The 19928-nt window shown below is 68.2% G+C and carries 18 protein-coding genes and 2 pseudogenes; 9 read left to right on the top strand and 11 right to left on the bottom strand.

The genetic code is table 11. From position 1 onward, the window contains the following. Positions 1–5 precede the first annotated feature (5 nt). Entirely contained in the window at positions 6–1139 is a 1134-nt protein-coding gene (locus QEG98_RS15200) for an STM4014 family protein (RefSeq protein ID WP_316567199.1), read from the top strand. Here the strand turns inward: QEG98_RS15200 and QEG98_RS15195 are convergent. The 7 genes from QEG98_RS15195 to QEG98_RS15165 all read right to left on the bottom strand — a co-directional run bounded on the left by QEG98_RS15195 (position 1127) and on the right by QEG98_RS15165 (position 8437). Next, entirely contained in the window at positions 1127–2035 is a 909-nt protein-coding gene (locus QEG98_RS15195; RefSeq protein WP_316567198.1) for an STM4011 family radical SAM protein, read from the bottom strand. The two genes, QEG98_RS15200 and QEG98_RS15195, sit on opposite strands and share 13 nt — an antisense overlap. Continuing rightward, on the bottom strand, positions 2032–3348 hold the full coding sequence (locus tag QEG98_RS15190) for an STM4012 family radical SAM protein (protein ID WP_316567197.1): 1317 nt from the start codon (positions 3346–3348) through the stop codon (positions 2032–2034). The genes QEG98_RS15195 and QEG98_RS15190 overlap by 4 nt, the downstream gene beginning before the upstream one ends. Beyond that, complete coding sequence (locus QEG98_RS15185) at positions 3345–4154, bottom strand: STM4013/SEN3800 family hydrolase (RefSeq protein WP_316567196.1); 810 nt, start codon at positions 4152–4154, stop codon at positions 3345–3347. Before QEG98_RS15185 ends, QEG98_RS15190 begins: the two co-directional genes overlap by 4 nt. After that, the gene (locus QEG98_RS15180) at positions 4145–4828 is read right to left on the bottom strand and encodes an HAD family hydrolase (RefSeq protein ID WP_316567195.1); all 684 of its coding nucleotides are present in this window, start codon (positions 4826–4828) and stop codon (positions 4145–4147) included. Before QEG98_RS15180 ends, QEG98_RS15185 begins: the two co-directional genes overlap by 10 nt. A gap of 162 nt (positions 4829–4990) precedes the next feature. Then, the gene (locus QEG98_RS15175; protein ID WP_316567194.1) at positions 4991–6136 is read right to left on the bottom strand and encodes a hypothetical protein; all 1146 of its coding nucleotides are present in this window, start codon (positions 6134–6136) and stop codon (positions 4991–4993) included. Positions 6137–6230: 94 nt separating this feature from the next. Beyond that, entirely contained in the window at positions 6231–7205 is a 975-nt protein-coding gene (locus QEG98_RS15170; protein WP_316567193.1) for a tetratricopeptide repeat protein, read from the bottom strand. A gap of 98 nt (positions 7206–7303) precedes the next feature. Beyond that, on the bottom strand, positions 7304–8437 hold the full coding sequence (locus tag QEG98_RS15165; protein WP_316567192.1) for an AAA family ATPase: 1134 nt from the start codon (positions 8435–8437) through the stop codon (positions 7304–7306). 558 nt (positions 8438–8995) lie between these two features. On the opposite strand from QEG98_RS15165, the gene QEG98_RS15160 reads away from it, so the two are divergent. From QEG98_RS15160 to QEG98_RS15145, 5 genes and pseudogenes are all read left to right on the top strand, one after another. After that, a complete protein-coding gene (locus QEG98_RS15160; protein ID WP_316567191.1) occupies positions 8996–10291 on the top strand; it encodes a heparin lyase I family protein in 1296 nt (431 codons plus the stop codon). Between the two features lie 87 nt (positions 10292–10378). After that, the gene (locus QEG98_RS15155) at positions 10379–10696 is read left to right on the top strand and encodes an antibiotic biosynthesis monooxygenase (protein ID WP_316567190.1); all 318 of its coding nucleotides are present in this window, start codon (positions 10379–10381) and stop codon (positions 10694–10696) included. Next, positions 10690–11870 (top strand): annotated as a pseudogene (locus QEG98_RS15150) (iron-containing alcohol dehydrogenase). The gene QEG98_RS15155 and the pseudogene QEG98_RS15150 overlap by 7 nt, the downstream one beginning before the upstream one ends. A gap of 115 nt (positions 11871–11985) precedes the next feature. Next, entirely contained in the window at positions 11986–12186 is a 201-nt protein-coding gene (locus tag QEG98_RS41900; protein WP_410478019.1) for a transposase, read from the top strand. Between the two features lie 46 nt (positions 12187–12232). After that, a complete protein-coding gene (locus tag QEG98_RS15145; RefSeq protein ID WP_316567189.1) occupies positions 12233–12730 on the top strand; it encodes an IS5 family transposase in 498 nt (165 codons plus the stop codon). 226 nt (positions 12731–12956) lie between these two features. Here the strand turns inward: QEG98_RS15145 and QEG98_RS15140 are convergent, their stop codons facing one another. Continuing rightward, the gene (locus QEG98_RS15140; protein ID WP_316567188.1) at positions 12957–13109 is read right to left on the bottom strand and encodes a hypothetical protein; all 153 of its coding nucleotides are present in this window, start codon (positions 13107–13109) and stop codon (positions 12957–12959) included. Between the two features lie 156 nt (positions 13110–13265). On the opposite strand from QEG98_RS15140, the gene QEG98_RS15135 reads away from it, so the two are divergent. Beyond that, complete coding sequence (locus QEG98_RS15135) at positions 13266–13781, top strand: hypothetical protein (protein ID WP_316567187.1); 516 nt, start codon at positions 13266–13268, stop codon at positions 13779–13781. Here the strand turns inward: QEG98_RS15135 and QEG98_RS15130 are convergent. After that, positions 13720–15305 (bottom strand): annotated as a pseudogene (locus tag QEG98_RS15130) (IS1182 family transposase). The gene QEG98_RS15135 and the pseudogene QEG98_RS15130 sit on opposite strands and share 62 nt — an antisense overlap. 213 nt (positions 15306–15518) lie before the next feature. Between QEG98_RS15130 and QEG98_RS15125 the strand changes: the two are divergent. Continuing rightward, complete coding sequence (locus tag QEG98_RS15125) at positions 15519–15914, top strand: AHH domain-containing protein (protein ID WP_316567898.1); 396 nt, start codon at positions 15519–15521, stop codon at positions 15912–15914. Positions 15915–15919: 5 nt separating this feature from the next. After that, the gene (locus QEG98_RS15120; protein WP_316567186.1) at positions 15920–16492 is read left to right on the top strand and encodes an imm11 family protein; all 573 of its coding nucleotides are present in this window, start codon (positions 15920–15922) and stop codon (positions 16490–16492) included. A 206-nt stretch (positions 16493–16698) separates the two neighbouring features. Here the strand turns inward: QEG98_RS15120 and QEG98_RS15115 are convergent, their stop codons facing one another. Both QEG98_RS15115 and QEG98_RS15110 read right to left on the bottom strand, forming a co-directional pair. Continuing rightward, positions 16699–18228: a pyridoxal phosphate-dependent decarboxylase family protein gene (locus QEG98_RS15115; RefSeq protein ID WP_316567185.1), complete on the bottom strand. Its 1530-nt coding sequence runs from the start codon at positions 18226–18228 to the stop codon at positions 16699–16701. A 17-nt stretch (positions 18229–18245) separates the two neighbouring features. Continuing rightward, positions 18246–19853, bottom strand: coding sequence for an FGGY-family carbohydrate kinase (locus tag QEG98_RS15110; protein ID WP_316567184.1), 1608 nt, complete (start codon positions 19851–19853; stop codon positions 18246–18248). Positions 19854–19928: the final 75 nt, after the last annotated feature.

Genomic DNA, 19928 nt, shown 5'->3' with positions numbered 1-19928 from the left:
GCATCATGGGCGCGCCTCCGTTCATCCTCGTCGGCAACCCGGAGAACCGGCGCGTCACGCTGTTCCAGGACGCCCTCGCCAGGCAGGGGCTTCCCTCCGCGCACGTCGTGCCCTGGCGCGAGCTGCTGGCGGCGCCGGGCCTCCTGGCGGACCTGCCGGACTCGGAGGCGTTCGTCCGCATCGATTCCACGGGCGAGAACTGGGACGTGGAGAAGGCCCTGCTCAAGCGGGGCTACGCGGACGCCGTGGGCCAGGGCTGCTCCGTCCTGACGCCGGAGCAGGTGGACCGCTTGCCCGTGGACCGCGGCCGCATTCTCAGCCCCCGGCAGCATCACCTGGGCTTCCTTCGCGTCCTGGCGGAGCTGGAGTCCATCTTCGCGGCGCATCCCCGCTGGCGCATCCTCCAGAAGCCCTCCGCCATCGCGGACCTCTTCGACAAGCGCATCACCTCCCGCCGCTACGCCGCCCTGGGCGTGCCGGTTCCCGAGCCGCTGGACGGTGTCACGGACGTGGAATCACTCCGCGAACGGATGCGGGAGGAGGACTGCCGCGAGGTGTTCGTGAAGGTGTCGTGCGGCTCCTCCGCGTCGTGCCTCGCCATCTACCGACGGGGGCGCTCGGCGGACACGCTGACCACCACCATCGAAGTGGCGAAGACGGGCTGGTACAACTCGCTGAAGGTCCGCCGCGTCGAGAACCCCGAGCAGGTGGATGAAATCCTCACGTATCTGCTGGGCGAGGGCTCACAGGTGGAGCGCTCGATTCCCAAGGCCCGGCTGGGCGGCGATTACTTCGACTGCCGGGTGCTGATGGTCCGAGGCGAGCCAGCCTTCACGGTGGTGCGGCAGAGCATGCGGCCCATCACCAACCTGCACCTGGGCGGCTGGCGGGGCGACTTGGGCGACTTCCACGCGGCGGTGCCACGGAACGAGCTCGCGGATGCCATGGAGAGCTGCCGCACGGTGGCCCGCAGCCATGACTGCCTCCACGTGGGCATCGACCTCATGTACGAGGAGCACTTCACCGGGCACCGGGTGCTGGAGGCCAACGCCTTCGGCGATTTGCTCCCCAACCTCCGCCGCGATGGGCTCACTGTCTACGAGTGGGAGATTCAAGAAGCCCTGCGTCAGCTTCCGTGACGGACACACCCTACGGTGCCCCCCCCAAGACCGGCCTTCCACAGGGGCGTGGCCGGGACACGCTCCAGGATGCCGGAGCCGAAGACGCGGTCCAGCTCCAGGTACTCCAGGTGTACGTACCCGATATGACACCCACAGGTCTGCTTCGCGCAGGGCCGGGGTCTCAGCGCGGAGTCGAAGTCCGGCGCGTAGATGTTGCCAATCGGCTCGTCAATGAAGTGACACCGCCGCGCCGTGCCCTCGCCGTCCACGGAGATGACGGACTCCCCGCCCCGGCACGCGCGGCCCAGGCTCGGGTGCCGCGTGTTGTTCACCGGGAAGAGCGGGTCCAACCGCGTGAAGCGCGCCACGTCTTCCGCCGTGTACGGCTCCTCCTGCCCGTCCTTCACCGCGTTGATCCACAGGTAGGTGTCCGCGGGAAGCTCGGCACGCAGGGCCTCCGCCTCTTCCGTGAAGCGGAGAAACCCCACCACGCCCACGCTGTGCCGCACGCCCAGCTCGGTCAGCCTCGCGCACTGGGCCACGAAGCGGTGCCGCCTGGTCCACTCCGGGTGGTACGTGGCCCAGATGCCCAGCTTGTCCGCGCGCGCCCGGGCCACCCAGTCCAGCTTGCAGGACAGGTTCGTCTGGATGGCCAGTCGCTCCACATGCGGCAGATGCGACAGGCGGGCCAGCGCCTCTTGATACCAGGGCCAGATGAGCGCCTCGCCCCACGGCGTGAAGAACACCGACACCGTGTCCTGCGTACGCGCCTCCACCCACGCGACGAAGCGCTCCAGGTCCGCGCGGTCCTTGGCCAGCTCCTCGTCGGTGTGCTTCCACTTGCCGAAGGGGCAGTACTCGCAGCCGTAGTTGCAGCTCGACAGCGGGCCTCGATAGAGCACGGTGAGCTTCATCGCCAGGCGTACTCCTTCATCATCGCCTGCACCTGGTCGGAGTGCAGCCAGGGGCCAATCATGTCGGAGCGCTCCACGCCCGCCGCGGTGAGCTGCACCACCCCACCGTTCTTCCGCGCCAGTCCGTGCGCCTCCAGCTCCTCCAGCTCCGGGAAGTCCTCCAGCGCGTCGGTGCAGAAGCGCTGCCGGTACACGGCGAGGTCCACGCCATCCGCCAGCAGCGACAACAGCATGTAACGGCGCCGCCGCTCCGCGGAGTCCAGGCGGAAGCCGTAGCCCACCTCACCGAACGATGCCTCGGTCCGCTCGCTGTACGACGAGATGATGGAGCGCACCTCGCGAGAGCCCACCGCGTACTCAGACGAGTAATGCACCCGGCCCGTGTACGAGCGCGCCCCGCAGCCCAACCCCACCATGCCGTCCTCCTGGCAGCGATACACCGGACCGCCCGCTTCCGGCGCATGGCGCGCACGGAACATCCGCATGGAGACCTGCGTGTAGCCCTCCGACAGGAGGAAGTCGCGGCCCACGCGATACAGCGAGAGGCGCAGGTCGTCCCACGCCCGCGCCTTCTTGCCCAGGAAGGTCAGCGGCCGGACATAGAGCGGGTAGAGATAAATCTCCTCTGGCGAATAACGAAGCGCCGTGCGCAGCGAGTAGAGGAAGCTCTCCGCCGTCTGCCCCTCCATGCCGTAGATGAGGTCCAGGTTCAGCGTGGGGAAGCCCGTGGTGCGGATGAGGTCCAGCGCGGCCTCCACCTGCGCCGTCTTCTGGGGCCGCTTCACCGCGGCCACCTCCGCCTCGATGAAGCTCTGGATGCCCATGCTCACCCGGTCCGTGCCGCGCGAGCGCAGCACCTGGAGCTTCTGCGCGTCCACCGTCTCCGGAGACACCTCCACCGACACGGGGATGTTCTTCATGTCCGCGCCCATGACGCCCTCGGCCATGTCGAACACGGTGTTCAACCCCGCCACGTCCAACAGCGTCGGCGTGCCGCCGCCAATGGCGGCCCGGGCGAAGCTCGCCGTCCCCAGCGCCTCCTTCACCCGCTTCGTCTCACGCACCAGCGCGCCCAGGTACCCGTCCACCACGTCCTGCTTCGGCCCGGCGGCGGTGAAGAGGTTGCAGAAGCCGCAGCGCATCTCGCAGAAGGGCACGTGGATGTAGAGGAACAGCGCGTCGCGCCGCTCCTCCGCCCAGACGGACTCCAGCGGGAGCGCGGGCGTGAAGGGCCGGTAGGCCGTCTTGTGCGGGTAGCCGTAGAGGTACGCCACGTAGGGCGACCCTTCGAGCATCTGCTCCAGACGCGTCATGGTGCGGTTTCTCGAGGTAGCAGGAATTCAGCGTAGGGCACCGTCCACACCACGGGGTGGGCCAGGCGATGGCCGGTGAAGCCGTCCTCGCCGTAGGTAGTGCCATGGTCCGAACAGACGATGCAGAAGGCGGGGCCCCGGCGCCGCAAGGCGGCGAACAACGGAGGGAGCTGCGAGTCCACGTACGCCAATGCCGCGGCGTGCGACTCGCGTGAGTCCTGGATGGCGCCGGGCACATAGTGCCGGTTCGGCTGATGGAGCGCCGACACGTTGATGAAGAGGAAGACGCGCTGCTCACGCGGCAGCGCCTCCAGCCGCTGGACGGCCAGCGTCACCTGGTGCTCGGTGGACCGAGGGTCCGTCACGCCCAGCTCGGAGCTCCAGTGGCTCTCCTTGAAGAGTCCGGGGAGCACGTTGCCCAGCGGATTGCGCTTGTTGAAGAAGCCCACGCCGCCAATGCAGACGGTGTGGTACCCGCGGCCCGCCAGCCCGGTGACGAGGTCCGGCGCGTCCAGCACGCAGGTGTCCGAGGCCGTCGTCTCGCTGCCCTCGAAGCGCATCGAGAACAACCGGGGATGCAGCCCCGGCGTCGCGGGCGTGGGCAGGAAGCCCGCGAAGAAGGCGTGGTGCGCCGCGTACGTGAAGCTCGCGGGAGAGTGCCGCTGCTCCCACCGGCCTCCGGGCAGCAGCGCGGAGAGGTTCGGCGTGCGCCCCTGGGCCGCGAGCGCCTCGGCGACGTCGTAGCGCAGGGTGTCCAGGGTGATGAAGAGCAGGTCGTGCGTGCCGACCACCGCGTTCATGTCCATCGCGTGAGCACTCCGGCGATGTCGTCGATGCGCGATGGAATGCACTCCACCGTGAACATGGGCGGAGGCAGCGCGGAGGGCCACGGGCGGCCGTGAGACACCCAGCAAGTGGCCATTCCCAACCGCGCGGCGCCCACGACGTCCCGCTCCGGGTCGTCGCCCACGTGCAGCACCTCTTCCGGCGAACGTCCGACGTGGGCCAGCGCGGCCTCGAAGATGCGGGCATCCGGCTTCGAAGCGCCCACCTCGCCGGAGAGGAAGACATCCGGCAGCACCTTCGCGAGCCCCGCGCGGGCCAGCTTCGTGCGCTGCACTCGCGCCGAGCCATTGGACACCACCGCCACCGGCCGGCAGCGGGCCACGGAGGCCACCCAATCACAGACGCCCGCGTCCTCCTGGACGAGCAGAGGCAGGCGCGACGCCATGTCCTCCCAGAGCGCGTCTGGCGTGAGGCCCAGGCATGGGAACGCCTTCGTCACCTGCTGACAGAACGCACTCCGGGACGCGCCGCCACGCCCATCCACCTCGTGCATCCAGGCCACGGCTTCGGCACGCCGAGCCTCAGGGAGCAACGACAGGTAACGGGAGACAAGCGTGTCCACGTAGCGCGAGAAGGCGCCCGCGCGGTCAATCAGCGTGTCATCCAAGTCGAAGAAGACGGCCCGGGGCCGCATCCGAGCACTCCTTCCCGAGGCGAGGATACGCCGCCCCGGCTGCGTCGAACAGCGACAACGCAGTGGGGCGACCGCGTCCAGGCGGATTCGCCGGGCCCCTGCCCCCGTACCTGCCCGTTGGAAGGCGGGGGACTCGGAGATTCCCGGCGAAGCAGCGGGCGTTCAGGGGGACGGGTGCGCCTCGCGGTCGAACGCCTCCAACGCCCGGACGACCTCCTCCTGCGAATCCGTGAGCATGAGGTAGCGCGCGTAGTCGTAGCCCTGCGCGAGCTGGTGCACCAGCGGGTACACGGGCCGGGTGCGCGTCCAGAACTCGGTACCCAGGAAGATCATGGGGCTGATGACGCCCACCGAGTTGTAGTGGTTCTGGCACGCGTCCTGGAACACTTCCTGGATGGTGCCCGCGCTGCCGGGCGAGTAGATGATGCCGCCCTTGGCGACGGTCAGCAGGCCGTCTTCCCGCACGCTGTTGGCGAAGTACTTCGCGATGTGCGTGGCGAAGGGGTTGGGCGGTTCGTGCCCATAGTGCCACGTGGGGATGCCCAGGCTGGCGCAGTACGGCAGGTCGTCCTCGCCCAGGGGAAACGCCCGGCGAACGTCGAAGGCGCGCGAGAGCCACTCGCGGTCGGTGTAGCTGGGCGCCTGCGCGAGCAGGGCCAGTCCCGCGTCCAGCTCCGCCTCCGTGCGCCGCGCGAACCACACGCCCACGTGCGTGGCCTCCATGGCGCCCGGACCGCCGCCGCTGACCATGAAGAAGCCACGGCGCGCCAGCTCACGCGCCAGGGAAGCCACCGCGCGGTAGTCCGGCTGGCCGCGCTTCATGGAGTGGCCGCCCATGATGGCCACCACCTTGCGCACGCCCCCGGACCGGTACAGCAGCCCTTCCATGGCCGCCGTGACCGAGTGGTCGTGGAGCCGCTGCGCCAGCGTCTCCAGCAGCGTGGGAGGACTGCCGCGCCCGTTCGCCGCCCAGTGCGCGTAGATGCGCGCATCCGGCGTATCCGCGTAGGACTCCGGCTGAGCCGGGTCGAAGCCCGCGTACAGTTCCTCCGGCGTATACAGCGCGCCACGGTAGGGCTGATAGGGCACGCCGGAGATGGGCGGGAACACCATGGCCCCGTGCTCCACGGTAGCCTTCAGCGCATCCTTCTCCAGCTCACAACCCAGGAAGACGGCGCCCACGAGCTCAGCGGAGGCCAGCTCCTGGGTGTACCGCCGCAGGTCCAGCCCTTGGATGATGACGTTGGCGAACCCGACGCCCGCCGCGAGGTGCCGCTCGAATGCCTCGATGGTCTCGATTTCGATCACGCATGAACAATTTCATGCCTCGCGGCCCTATGGGTAGCGAGGAGTGCTGCTCATGGCGAATGTGCATCTTCACGGGCCCATCGGCCCCTGACGCTCAGCGCCGCGCCTCCAGCACCCGCAGGCACGCCTCCGCCTGAAGCAGCTCCAGGCGGGCTCCCGCGGCGGAGGCGTCTCTCGCCGCGAGCTGGAGCTGACGTCCGGCTTCATCCAACTCGCCCAGCTGCAACTGGGCCCGCCCCAGCACGCACCGGAGCAACGATTGGAGGCGCCGGTCCTCCAGCATGGACGCCAGCTGGAGCCCTCGCAGCGCGTCTTCCTTCGCCAGCTCGGGCGCGCCCGCGCGCGTGTGCAGCAACGCCAGGCCATGGTGCGTGTAGGCCATGCCCCGGCGGTCTCCCGTGCGGGAATCCAGCTCGAGCGCGAGCTGGAAGAAGTGCGCCGCGCGTTCCCTGTCTCCCGCCCGCGAATACGCATCGCCCAGGTTCAGCAGCGCGGTGGAGTGCTCCCACGTATCCCCCGCGCGCTCGCTCCAGCGCAGGACCTGGGCGTATTCGGACGCCGCGGCCTCCGGGAATCCCAGCCCGAGCTGCACGCTGCCCATGGCCCGGTGGAGCAGCGCCTCCACGCCCGCCCACGCGGGGCCGTCTTCCCGGACCGCCTGCTGCAACTGCTCGCGGGCCAGGACAATCCTCGCGCGCGCCTCCTCGAACCGCCCCAGCGCGGACAACGCCAACGCGGACAGCGCGTCCAGCGACACGGACAACAGCGGCGCCGCGGACAGGCAATCCCGGCGCCCCTCCCTGTCGAGCCCCAGCACCTCCTCATACCTGCCGAGCGCGAGCACCACCGACGCCCGCTTGAACAGACGCCGGGCCCGGTCCCCTGCGGGAGACGCCAACCCCTCATCATCCAGCTTCCGCGCCGTATGCCACGCGGCGTCCGCTTCCACGGGCTCGCCCGCCAGCCGGTGCGCGTCGCCCATGTATTCCCAGAGCCGGCGCTGCCACTCCCGCGCGGCGTCTGGTTTGAGCGCATCCGCCAGTCCCAACGCGAAGCGATACACAGCCATGGCGGGCCCCGGCTCCAATGCCGCCAGATTCCAGCCTGCCAGTGATACCAGATAAGGCAGTGCCCGGGAGGACTCCTCCGCTGACAGCCATTGCCGCGTCAACTCCATACAGGCGCGTTGACGCAGCGGCTCCGGAAGGGCCTCATAGGCTTCCGCGGCCCGCCGGTGTGCCGCGGGCAACTCCGCCTCCGGAAGCTCGTCGACGCCCGGGGCGGGCTCCACCGCCCACGTGTAACGGCCTCCCGCGACGGAGCGCAGCCAGCCCCCGTCTCCAGCAGCGCCAGAGGCCCTACCCCACCCGCCAACGCCACCAGTACCGCCCGGGGAAAAGACGGGCCCAGCACCGACGCCGCCCGCAGCACCTCCCGCTGTGCCGGGGGCAGCAAGGCCTGCCGCGCCGCATGTACCGCCTCGCCCGTGAGTGGTACCTCCCGCTCGGGCTGCTCCTCGTGCAGGGTCACCGCGTGCAGCAGGTGCAGCGGGTGTCCGGCACTGCCGCGCAGCAGCGCCACCCGGGCCGCGGGCGTCAGTGACCCCCGGTTCCGCAGCCGGCCCTCCAGCAGCGCCGCGGACTCGGCGGGCCCCAGCCGCCCCACCGTCAGGACTTCCGCCGTGAGAGGCGCTGGCGCCGTGCCGCTGGGGCGCTGAAGCGCCAGCAACAGCAGCGGCGTGTGCGACAGCCGCGACACCAACTCCTCCACCAGCGCATGGCTGAGCGCGTCCCCATGCTGCCAATCCTCCAGCACCAGCAGGCGCGGACGGCGGTGGGGCATCAGCGCGTGGCACAGGGAGTCGAAGAGGGCCGTGCGCTCGGAGGCGAGGCTCGCCGGAATGCCCTGGCGCTCGCGGCCTTCCAGGAAGCGCTGGATTCGCTCCGCGTCCGCGCTGGACACGCGGCCCGTCCCGGCGGGCGGGCTGAGCGTCCGCGTGGCGTCCAGCAACTCCCGGAAGATGCCCGCCGGTGCGCCCGGCAGCGCCAGGCCACTGCCTTCCCAGACTTCGAAGCCATCCGAGGCCAGGCGCTCCACGAAGGCGTCCTTGATGCGCGTCTTGCCCATCCCCGCCTCCCCCATCAACCACACCGCCCGTCCCAGCCCGCGCCGCACATCCTCCGCCAGCCCCATCAGCCGCTTCAGCACCGCGACGCGGCCCACCAGCGGCGGGTGGCACAACCCTGGCGCCCATCGGCGGACCGGCGCGTCCCGGGGACCCCCGCCGCGCTCCGCGGACACGCCAGTACGCCTCCCAGGAAACGCGCCCCACACGCAACGCACGAGCCCGAAGCCGGGTTCATGGTCACCTCCCTGAAGGATGACGCAGTGTGAGTCGAGCGCCGGTCCTTCGCGTCGCCGGTACGACCGGGGGTGTTGTAGCGCCGGCATGCACCTCGCGCCTCCGGCCGCCAGGGGTGTGGGACTGTTCGCTCCCCACCGCACACCCCCGACTCGCGTCGCAGTGCACTCCGGCGCCCGCCCAGGCCCGCAGTGCATCGAAAGCCTCACGCCCAGCGCGTTTCCAGTGCCCGCATCGCACAATGACAAACAATTCCAATCACGCCGAATGAAACAGAAACAAGGTACGCCCCGGCTGATGCCTGGAGGGCAAGCAGGCGCGAAATCGCGTGTTGAATACGAAATACTTTTGATGGATGCTCGTTGAGAGCTCGACACGGCAGCGACCCGCCGTGACCTTGGAGAAGCCCACCTAGCAAAGCCAAGCACCCTCCCCGCCCGTCCCCCCACGGCGCGGACTCCCCCTCGTCTGTCTTTAGCTCCCAGAGATCCCCCCACATGAAGAAGACCCTCCTGCTGGTTGGAACGCTGCTCGGTATGAGCAGCACGGGCTGCGGTGCCCCTGAAGATGATGTTTCATCTGAAGCCGGTGCGTCCCCCATCGAATTCGACGCCCTCGACAACTCCGCGGTCAGCGCCGCGGCGTTGACCACCCCCGGGTGCACCCCACTGACGGCCCGGTCGGTGATTTCCAACGGCGACGACGGGAACGTCGCAGCCAATACCATGGACGACAACCTGAGCACGCGCTGGAGCCGGAGCGGCCGGGGCTCTTGGGTTGACTATGACCTGGGCTCCATCCAGCAGGTCGCCGGTGTCTCCGTCGCGTGGCACCAGGGAAATACCCGCACGAATGAGTTCTTCGTCTCTGTTTCACCGGATGGCTATACCTATACACAGGTCTATTCGGGTAAGAGCAGCGGCACCACGGCCGCCGCGGAGACGTACAGCTTCAAGGCCGTCAACACCCGCCGGGTTCGCATCACCTTCCAGAGCAACAACGTCAATGAATGGGCCAGCATCGCCGAGGCGCGTGCCTGCTCGTCCACGACGTCGACTCCCACCGACCCCACCCCGGATCCGGATCCCACGCCGGAGCAGCCGCCCCCGGGCACCGGCGCCAGCGTGGTGTGGGTCGGTGACTTCGAGACCAACAGCCGCTCCCAGTGGAGCCACACGCAGATGGTGAGCGCGGACCGGCTGGCGCTGGTGAGCTCGCCCGCGCGGCAGGGCCGCTACGCCCTCAAGGCCACCGTGCGCAAGGGCGACGACCCCATCAACTCCAGCGGCAACCGCAACGAGCTGGTGCGCATGACGCGCGAGGCCACGGGCTCCGAGTACTACTACCGCTTCAGCACCATGTTCGACTCGAGCTTCCCCAGCGCGAAGACGTGGCAGCTCTTCACCCAGTGGCACCACGAGGGCAACTCCGGTTCGCCCCCGGTGGAGTTCTACGTCTACGGCGAGGAGATTCGCCTCAACATCGGCGGCAACCCGGGCACCATCGTCTGGCGCACGCCGCTGGTTCGCGGCCGCTGGCTGGACTTCATCTTCCACGTGAAGTGGTCGCCGGACTCCAAGGTGGGCTTCGTGGAGCTGTACCTGAACGGCAAGGTGGTGCTGCCCAAGCGCTACATCGCCACGCAGTACAAGGGTCAGCTCAACTACCTGAAGGTCGGCCTGTACCGGAATGACACCATCAGCCCCGTGGGCATCGTCTACCACGACGGGTGGACCATGGCCCGCAAGCTGGAAGACGTCATCAGCCCGACGGCGGTCCTCAAGGCCCCGTAGCGACTGACGGGCAGCCAACACCCCTGCCCCCACCCGGGCCGGAGGTCGCGTCCCCACGCGGCCCCGGCCCGGAGTAGTTTCCGGGGCATGTCCCACAGTCTCCTCGTCGTTCACGTCCAGGTCCACGTCAAGCAGGAGCACGTGGACGCCTTCCACCAGGCCACGCTCGCCAATGCGCGAGAAAGCGTGAGGGAGCCTGGCATTGCCCGCTTCGACGTCCTGCAGGACGCCGAGGACCCCACGCGCTTCGTGCTGGTGGAGGCGTACCGGACGCCGCAGGCCCCCGCCGCGCACAAGGAGACGGCGCACTACCTCACCTGGCGCGACACCGTGGCGCCGATGATGGCGGAGCCCCGCACCAGCCGGAAGTTCGTCAACCGCTTCCCTGAAGACGCCGGGTGGTGACGGACGTGAGCGCTTCTTCCTCGTTCGAGTTCGCCACCGCCACCCGCGTCGTCTTCGGCCCGGGCCGCTTGGCCGAAGCGCCGGAGGCCATCCGCGGCCTCGGGGGCTCCCGGGTGCTGCTCGTCACCGGCGCGAATCCCTCCCGCGCGCGGCCCCTCCACGACGCATTGGAGCGCCTGGGCCTGGGGGTGACTGTCTTCTCCGTGGACGGCGAGCCCACCGTGGAGCGTGCCCGTGAAGGCACTGCGCGCGTCGCGGAAGCGGGCTGTGATGTGGTGGTGGCCCTGGGCGGAGGCAGCGCGCTGGACGCGGGCAAGGCCATTGCCGCGCTCGCCGCCAACGGGGGCGACCCGCTGGACTACCTGGAAGTCATTGGCCGGGGCCAGCCACTCGCCCGCCCGTCCCTGCCCTTCATGGCCATCCCCACCACGGCCGGCACCGGCTCCGAGGTGACGCGCAACGCGGTGCTGAGCTCGAAGGACGCGAAGGCGAAGGCCAGCCTGCGCAGTCCACACATGCTGCCGCGCGTGGCGCTGGTGGACCCGGACCTGCTCACGGGGGCGCCCGCCGCCGTGCTCGCGTCCAGCGGGATGGATGCGCTGTCGCAGCTCATCGAGCCCTTCCTCTCCGCGCGCGCCAACCCGCTGACGGACGCGCTGGCACGCGAGGGCCTGCGAAGGTCGGCCCGCTCGCTGCGGCGCGCGGTGCTGGACGGTCCGGATGCGTCCGCCCGCGAGGACCTGGCCCTGGCCAGTCTCTTCGGCGGTCTGTGTCTGGCCAATGCTGGCCTGGGCGCGGTGCACGGCTTCGCCGCGCCCCTCGGAGGAATGTTCGATGCGCCCCACGGCGCGGTGTGCGCGGCATTGCTGCCCGCGGTGCTGGACGTCAACCTGCGCGCGCTGCGGGCCGTGCGCCAACGCACCCATCACTGCCCCGGGTGCAGGAGTTGGCGGCGCTGCTGACGGGGTGGGTGGATGCAAGGGCCGAGGACGCCGTCACGTGGGTGGACGAACTTCGCGCGGCGCTGGGCGTGCCGGGGCTGGGACGCTACGGGCTGACGGAGGCCCAGGTACCCGCGCTGGTGGCGAAGGCCAAGGAGGCCAGCAGCATGAAGGCCAACCCTCTGGTGCTGACGGACGCGGAGCTGGCGGAAATCGCCAGCCGGGCGCTCTAGAGGCTGTCCCTGATCGCGTGTTCGAGAGTCGACCCGGCGTGCCAGCTATCTGGCACGTCGGGGCAGGTCTTCAATCGGAGTTGCTGCCTGGCGCTACGCATGATCAACGCGGGCTGTGCGCCGACATGAACTGAGCGATGCCAAGTGGAGCCGCATCGAGCCCCTATTGGGCTCCAGGAGCGGCCCTCGCTCGAAGCGAGGGGACCGTGACTTCATCAACGCCGTGGTGTGGCGCGTGAAAACCGGGGTGCAGTGGCGGGACTTGCCCGCGCGGTTAGGTCACTGGAAGACGGTCTACAATCGGTTCCATCGCTAGACGAAGTCTGGGCGCTGGGAAGCCATCTTCAAGGCGCTGCGGCTCGATGTGGATGAGCTTTGCTCCCTTGCTGACGCATCGGTCGTCCGGGCGCATCAGGACGCCGCGGGCGGAAAAGGGGGATCCGAAGCAATGCTTTGGGGCGTTCTCGAGGAGGCTTTCAACGAAAGTTCACGCCGTCACTACAACGGGAGGTAAGCCGCTCCACGTCGCGCTGACGCCCGGCCAGCAGCACGAGTCCACAATGGCCGAAGAACTTATGGTGCACGCCGAGGGCGCCGCTTTCATTGCGGATACCGGCTATGACTCCGACCGCATCCGCGCCAACGTTCGAAAGCTCGGGATGAAGCCTGTCATCCATTCAAACCCGAGCCGTAAGCGGGCGTTGCCGTTAGACCGCACCCTGTACCGGCTGCGCTACCGGGTAGAGTGCTTCTTCCACGATCTCAAGCGCTTTCGGGCCGTCGCCACCCGCTATGACAAGACGGCGACGAGCTACCTCGCCGTCCTGCACGTCGCATCCATGCTTCTTTGGCTGCGCTAATCAGGGACAGCCCCTAGGCAGCTCTGCGATGCGTTCGGGCTGCCGCGCAATAGACCTCTGAGGTCTATATAGTCTCCCGGGACTATGGAGATTGCCAGACTCGGCTGGTATGTGGCCCCTTGCTTGCCGATGTGCTGGCGGCTGACCCGGGGGCTACATGAGAGCTTTAAGAATTGCTGCGCTGTTGCTGCTTGCGAGCGGGTGCGCGTCGACTCGTGTCGTGCATCTACACACTGGGCGCGGAGAGACAATCGCCTTCATCCCAGTCGAGTCCGCCCCTGTCGAGATAGGCAAAGACGAGTTCGAGCGTGCTGTCGCGCACCTTGTGCTCGACATGAGGCTCGACGTCGCATTCAGGGAAGTTGAAGATGATGGTCACCGCTCATTGCTTGCGTCGTCTGGGGGACTCGTTGATGGTGCGCAAGGTAGGCCAGCCCCCTCTGCCTACGAGCGCATCTGCCAGCGCCAGGACGAGCCCCATAGCTGCCTGAGTATGCTTGCCGGTGGGTTCTCGCTGGGCCCCTCTGAACGGCGAATGCTCGCGCTCTACTTCGCACTCGACACGGTGTGGAGCGGTGTCGAGGACGCGATTCGGGACATGGTGAACCCTGCCGCCCTGCGGGCGATGGTCACGACGATAATCGGAACGGCGCTCGTGATGCTGGTAGCGCCCGAGCCCATTACGAAGGTCATCGCGATTGCCCTGACGGCCTCGCTGATTGCCTATCTTGGGACGGGGCCGGTGTGGAATCTCGGGCAGGGGTTCCTGCGCTTGCTCGACGAGTCCCGGGACGCGGCGGGCTTCGCGGACATCGAGAGGGCCGGGCACCGTTTCGGAAAGGTACTGGGAGACAACGGGACCCGCGTCCTGGTGCTCGTCGCGATGGCGGCGCTGGGCGGGAATAGCGCGATGGCGGCACAGGGGCCGAAGTTGCCGGGCTTTGCCCAGGCGGCGTCCCGGGCGCAGCTAGAGCGTCGAACAGTTTGGGTCACGCCGCGCGCAGGTAGCGCGCGGCGACCTCAAGGTTTTGGACGGCCGCGAGGCGCCTGAGATCAAAGAGGTTGCGGCGCGTGCCTCGATAACGGGCCTTCGGCCCCTGGCGGTTGGCGAGATGCGCCAGGCGATGCTCGACACCGACACGCTCGCGGAGTTGTGCGCGGCCCGCGCGCGACTGCAGACGTGAGCGAAGGCGCTTCTGGAGCCGCTCGTCGTCGCCCATCGTGACGCTGCGCCCTCTGCCGGACGCCGCCTGGGTACAACTCGCGCGCAGCTTGCACGGCCCGCAGGCTTCCGGGTCGAATTGCACGACGGCGCCGGGCTCGAAGGGCTCCACCTCGCCAGCAGGGCACGTGAGGGTGCCGTCGCGGATGTTCACTTTGAAGTCACGCTTGCCGAAGAGTCCGGGCTTCGCGCTGACTCCTCGCCACGGACGGCAGACGACGTCGCCACCGCTGGTCAGCACGTCTTCGGTCATTGAGCTGTTGAGGTACGCCCTGTCGATGAGGAGGACGTCGGGGAAGAGCTCTTGGTGGGCCATGTCTTCCTGCAGTGCGCCCGTCGCCTCCTCTTCGGGGCGGTTGGCTGGCGTCACGGCGCAGGCAACCACGAGCTCAGTGTCGAGGTCGGTGCCGATGTGCTGCTTGTAGCCATTGAAGCGTTTGCTCTTGCTCTTGCGCCCGTGGCGCATGTCCGGGTCCTCGATGGAGATGCGCCTGTCGGCCGCCACACCCTGTCGAATCCGCACGCCGCCCTCGGGGCGCGGCTCGAGGTCCTGTGCCTTCACCTGCGCGAGCGCTTCGATGTAGCGCGTCAGCGGAGCAGCGGCGCACGACTTCGACTGCTGGCCACCCAGGCCATGAGGCGGTCGAGCTGTCGGCAGAGCCGATTGAGTGCGTCGACCTTCGCGTCGGGCGCGCTCCAGTCGATGTCGAGGCCGGCCTTGATGCTGCTGGCCATCAGCAATGGCGCAGCGGCCTGCTGACACACCTCCTCAACGTCGGTGCCGAGCACGAGCGCCATGCTCTCGGCCACCTTGCGGCCTGCGTGGCCGAGCAGGTTGATGGTGTCCTCAACCCGCCCGGCCCCTTCCAGAGGGCGGCTGTCGACCCCCACTCGCAGCGTCTTCGGCGTCTTCTTCGGGTCGAAGCCCTTGGTTCGCTTCGCCACCTCGACGGTGCGCTCCAGCAGCCGACGGTCCATCTCGGTCGCGATGAGTCGCTCCCTGAATTGCTGCAGCCCGCCCTGGGAGAAGGCGGGCTCGTCCTCATCCGCGCCGAGTCGGTCCAACACCATCCGCCACCGGCTGTCCGTGCCCGACAGGCACACGGCTTCGGCGTCCGAGGCCTGCGTGTAGGCCTGCACCAGCAGCGCCATGCACATCATCGCGGGCGGCTGCGGCTCTTGGCCCTGGCCCGTCTGTCGGTACATCGCTTCGAGCTCGTCCTGAAAGGCCTCGTCGAACAACTCGTGCCGATGCTCGCGCAGGAAGACGAAAAGCTTCCTGCTCTTCCCCGCCAGCCTCAGCAGGCGCTGCTCCCGTGCGCTCTGCTCCACAGCCGGCTTCCAGCGTTCCATGCGCCACCTCCAAAGGTGGCGACCTGACCACGCGACGACAGCCCGCGTCGATCTCCTGCCGCTTGCCTGCTCCCTCGCCGTAACCTGATCGGCGCTCTAGAAGGGGGCTTCCAGCTATCAGGCGCATTGGTTGGGGAGGTTCAGGCGATCTCGATTTCGTCGGCTGGGGTGCTGAACGTGACGCTCGCACCGACGGCGGTCGCCGCAGTCGCGATGGGCGCAGGTGAGAGCCCTGGGGCTGCGGCAGGAGCTGTTGGGGGTATCCAGGGTGACCCCGAGGGCGAAATTCACCACATCTGCACTAACAAAAATGACAAATCCGACAGGACAGGTGGTCCGTGGACGCCGCGATTCGAAAGGTTCTTCATGCAAGCCGGGATGAAGCTGAGTGATCCTGCGAATCTGGTTCGGATTCGAGGTCATAAGGGGTCTCATCCTGCCGAGTATCATCAGGAGGTCTTCCGCAGATTGGACCTCGCGACGAAACGATGCCGAGGTGAGACACGGTGCAGGGCCTTGCTGGTGGATGAACTTGCCAAAATCGCTCGGGAGCTCGTAAGAGAGGGCTCCGAGCTGCGTGGGCTGATTACAAAAGGAACCCGGGAGTAGGTACGGTGCGGCGCTATTTCGAATTGGCCACGGACGAATATGTAAAGGGGCGATGGTATCTCGATGACCCGGTGGACGCGGGCGGTCGGACCATTGATGACGTTTGGATGTTCCGTGATGGACGAGCCGTTGAGCTTCACGAGCGGCTACGATTGCCGATTTATCGGCCAGGGGAGCCGCTCGACATTGAATTCGCTGGAACGGGGTTGATTCCCGTTGTCAGTGAACGTGTCGCGTCCATCTTTCGAGAGATGGCGCCTAACGATGTGCAGCTCCTTCCAGTTGACGTCGAAGGTCAACGGGCTTCCTATTTCATTCTCAATGTTGCTCGAACAGTACGCTGCATTGACGATGCAGCATGTCGAGAGGTGCAGCATTTCGACGCCGATGAAGAGCTGCACGCAGACCGGGCTGGTGAGTATCGCTCGGTAATTGGCTTGCGAATCGACAAGTCAAAAGTTGGCGACGCGCGGGTGTTCCGTCTTTGGGGCTATGACATCCCCATCATTGTCGACGAAGAGATCAGGGATGCGCTCGAAGCGAACGGCATCTTTGGAGGCAAGTTCGAAGAGGTCTGAACCGCCCTACCAGCTTCCCTGAACTCGCCCCCGCGCCGCTCATGGTAGCGCCGGGGCGAACTGCTTTGCGCGGGGGGGCGTTCCGTTGAGCGCCAGGGGGCCGTCCGACTGAATCCCGATGGCTTCGCCCAGGAGCAATGGGCGCAGGTCTCGCGGCTGCGCCCAGCTTCCGTTTCCCACCCCTCCCAGCCCGTCTCCGACTTCGCTCAGACCTTGTAGAGCAGGTCCATGTACTTCTTGAGCAGGTCGCTCACCAACCCACGGAAGGGCACGGAGGCGGCCATGCCGTACACGGGCGCCATCGTCCCCTTCGCGCTGGGGTGGGACTTCACGTAGTCCACGGCGTCGCGCAGGTCGACCAGGAACTGGTCCGCGACGCCCGGCTGCGTGTGGCGCAGCGTGACGCACAGGTGGACGGCGGACGGCTTGTGCAGGCCGTTGAGGTTCCACCCGTGCTCGCTCATCCGCTCCATCACCTGGAAGATGTCCACGGACTCCGAACCGAAGGCGATGACGAACAGCGGGTCGCCCAGCACGTGCAGCTCCGGGATGTCGCGGATGCCCTTCTTGATGGCCGCCGCCGTCTCCAGGATGCTCCGGGTGGCGTCCAGGTAGCCCTGCTCCCCCATGCTCACCAGCGCGGCCCACGCCGAGGCGATGAGCGCCCCGGGCCGGCTGCCGGAGAAGGTGGGCGAGAAGTAGATGCCACCCGGCCAGTCCGTCGCCGTGAAGTACTGGTGCGACCGCAGCTCCGTGCCCCGGTACAACACCACCGAGGAGCCCTTGGCCGCATAGCCGAACTTGTGCGTGTCCACGGACATGGACGTCACGCCCGGCAGCCGGAAGTCGAAGGGCGGCACGTCGTAGCCCAGCTTCATGGCGAAGGGCAGCACGAAGCCGCCCAGGCACGCGTCGGTGTGGAAGCCGATGCGCTTCTTGCGCGCAATCTCGGACAGCGCCTCGATGGGGTCGATGACCCCGTGCGGAAAGCCCGGCGCGGAGCCGATGATGACGATGGTGTTGCGGTTCACCGCCTTGCGCATGGCGGCCACGTCCGCGCGGTAGTCCGGGCCCACCGGCACCCGCACCATCTTGATGCCGAAGTAGTGCGCCGCCTTGTCGAAGGCCGGGTGCGCGCTGGCGGGCGCCACCATCTCCGGCCTGGTGATGCCCTGGGTCTCCCGGGCCCAGTCCCGGTACGTCTTCATCGCCAGCATGATGCTCTCGGTGCCACCGGACGACATGGCCCCGCAGATGCGCGCCTCCTCCGGCTGGCCGGCGTTCGCCACGTCCGCGCCGAGCATGCTGGCCGTCATCGCCACCACCTCCGCCTCGAACTTGGTGGCGCTGGGCCACAGGTCGGCGTGCAGCGGGTTGCTCTGCGAATGCAGCGCGTAGACACGGTTGAGGAACGCGATGTGCTCCGCGTCACCGTTGTACACGCCTCCGGACACGCGGCCCTCCCGCCAGCGGTACTCCTCCTGCGACTCCAGGGCCTGGAGCTCACGCAGCACGTCCTCGCGCGAGCGCCCCGTCGGCGGCAGGTGGTCGAACGACTGCATCTTCCCGCGGTAGGGCTTGAGGCCGCTCTCCAGTTCGGACAGCAGCGAGCCCGTCTCCCGGTTGAGCAGGCCCTTCACCCCCGGAACAGCCTTGAGGTAGCGCTCCGCCGCGGAAAGCAGCCTCGGCGGGACGTGGTTGAGCAGGCTCAGCGCCTTCAGGTCTGGAAGTGCCATGGCGAACTCCTGGGGGTTCAGGCGCTTCGCGCGCGATTGAGCCGCGCGAAGATGGCCTTGTTGTGTTTGTAGATGTTGACGAACTCGCGAAACAGCTCGTCGTAGAGCGCCGCGTTCTTCGAATCCGGATGAAAGGTGCGGGCGACCGGCACGAGCGAGGGAATCTCCTCCACCGTCAGCTGCCCCAGCGCCACCGCGGCCTGGAACGCGGCGCCTCGTGCGTTGGCGAGCACCGGCTCATCCACCTGCTGCACCGCGCGGCCCAGCACGTCCGCGTGAATCTGACACCACAGCGCGGAGCGTGCCCCGCCGCCGATGATTCGCAGCGAGTCCAACCGCCGGCCCACGAACTGCTCCACATAGGTGAAGAGCCAGCGCGAGTTGTAGGCCACGCCCTCCATCACCGCCCGGACCATGTGCGCCCGCGTCGTCTTCAGGGACTGGTTGAAGAAGCCGCCGCGCAGTGACTTGTCATCCACCGGGCTGCGCTCGCCGTTGAGCCAGGGCAGGAAGATGAGCTGGTCGCTGCCTGCGGGGACGTTGCCTGCCTGAGCCTCCATCACCCGGTAGAGGTCCGGCGCGTCCCCGTCCGTGCCCGCCCCCGCATCCCGGCCATACAGGATGTTGTCCTTGAGAAACGTGAGGCAGATGCCGGCGGACTCCTGCTCGTTGGCCAGCAGGTAGCGCCCGGGCAGGGCGGACGGCAGGGACGCCATCTGGTGGAAGAGGTCCGTCTTCTTGTAGGGCACATGGCAGCACAGCCACGACGAGGTCCCCACACACAGGTGGGGCTCGAAGTCTCCCACCGCGCCAGACCCCACGGCGGCGGCGAGGATGTCCGGCGCGCCCGTCACCACCTGAACGTCCTCGCGCAGGCCCAGCTCGCTCGCGGCCTGCGCCTGGAGCGGCCCCAGCACCGTGGAGGCGGGGACCAGGTCCGGGAGCTTCTCCCGCTCAAGCCCCGCCATCTTCAGCAGCCGGTCGTCATAGGCGATGCGGCCCAGCGCGCGGTTGTCCGTCACCCAGTGCAGGGTGATGGAGTCATACGAGGCGACGCAGCGGCCACTCAGCTTCAGGTTGAGCCAGTCCTTCGGCTCCAGGAACTTGTACGTCCGGCGGTACACGTCCGGGCGCTCGCGCCGCAGGTAGAGGATGTGGCCCACCGGGTCCTTGCCCGACAGGCTGGGCACTCCGCCCGACAGGCGAATCCACGTCATCAGGCGGCGGACGTCGTAGCCCTCCACGGAGAGGAAGCCGCCCACCGCGCGCTTCACGTCCGGCGCGCCGCGCGAGTCCATCCAGATGAGCGCGGGGCACACAGGCGTTCCGGACGCGTCCACCGCGACGGTGCCGGACCACTGCGAGCTGCAGTTGACGCCGATGACGTCCTCCGCGCGCACAGCCCCGGAGGCCAGCAGGCGCCGCGTCGCCAGGACGATGGCACGCCACCACGCCTCCGGCTGCTGCTCGGCGCCCCCATCCGGAAGCAGGGACAGCTCCAGCGGCTCCACGTCACCGCCCAGAATCCGTCCCCTCAGCGTGACGGCCGCCACCTTGACGGCGGACGTCCCGAGGTCAATGGCCAGGATGGCCTGCTCACCTGCGTGGGACACACTTCCCTCCATGCCGGGCGTCAAGACAGACCGGGCGGGCGCCTGCCGCGGCGGCCGAGTCTAGGAAACGAATGCGTGCAGCCTGCC

It is taken from the genome of Myxococcus sp. MxC21-1, assembly GCF_032612255.1.
In the GTDB taxonomy this organism is placed as follows: domain Bacteria; phylum Myxococcota; class Myxococcia; order Myxococcales; family Myxococcaceae; genus Myxococcus; species Myxococcus virescens.
Note: the sequence above shows the minus strand (reverse complement) of the source record. Positions and strands in the feature narration are given on the sequence as shown.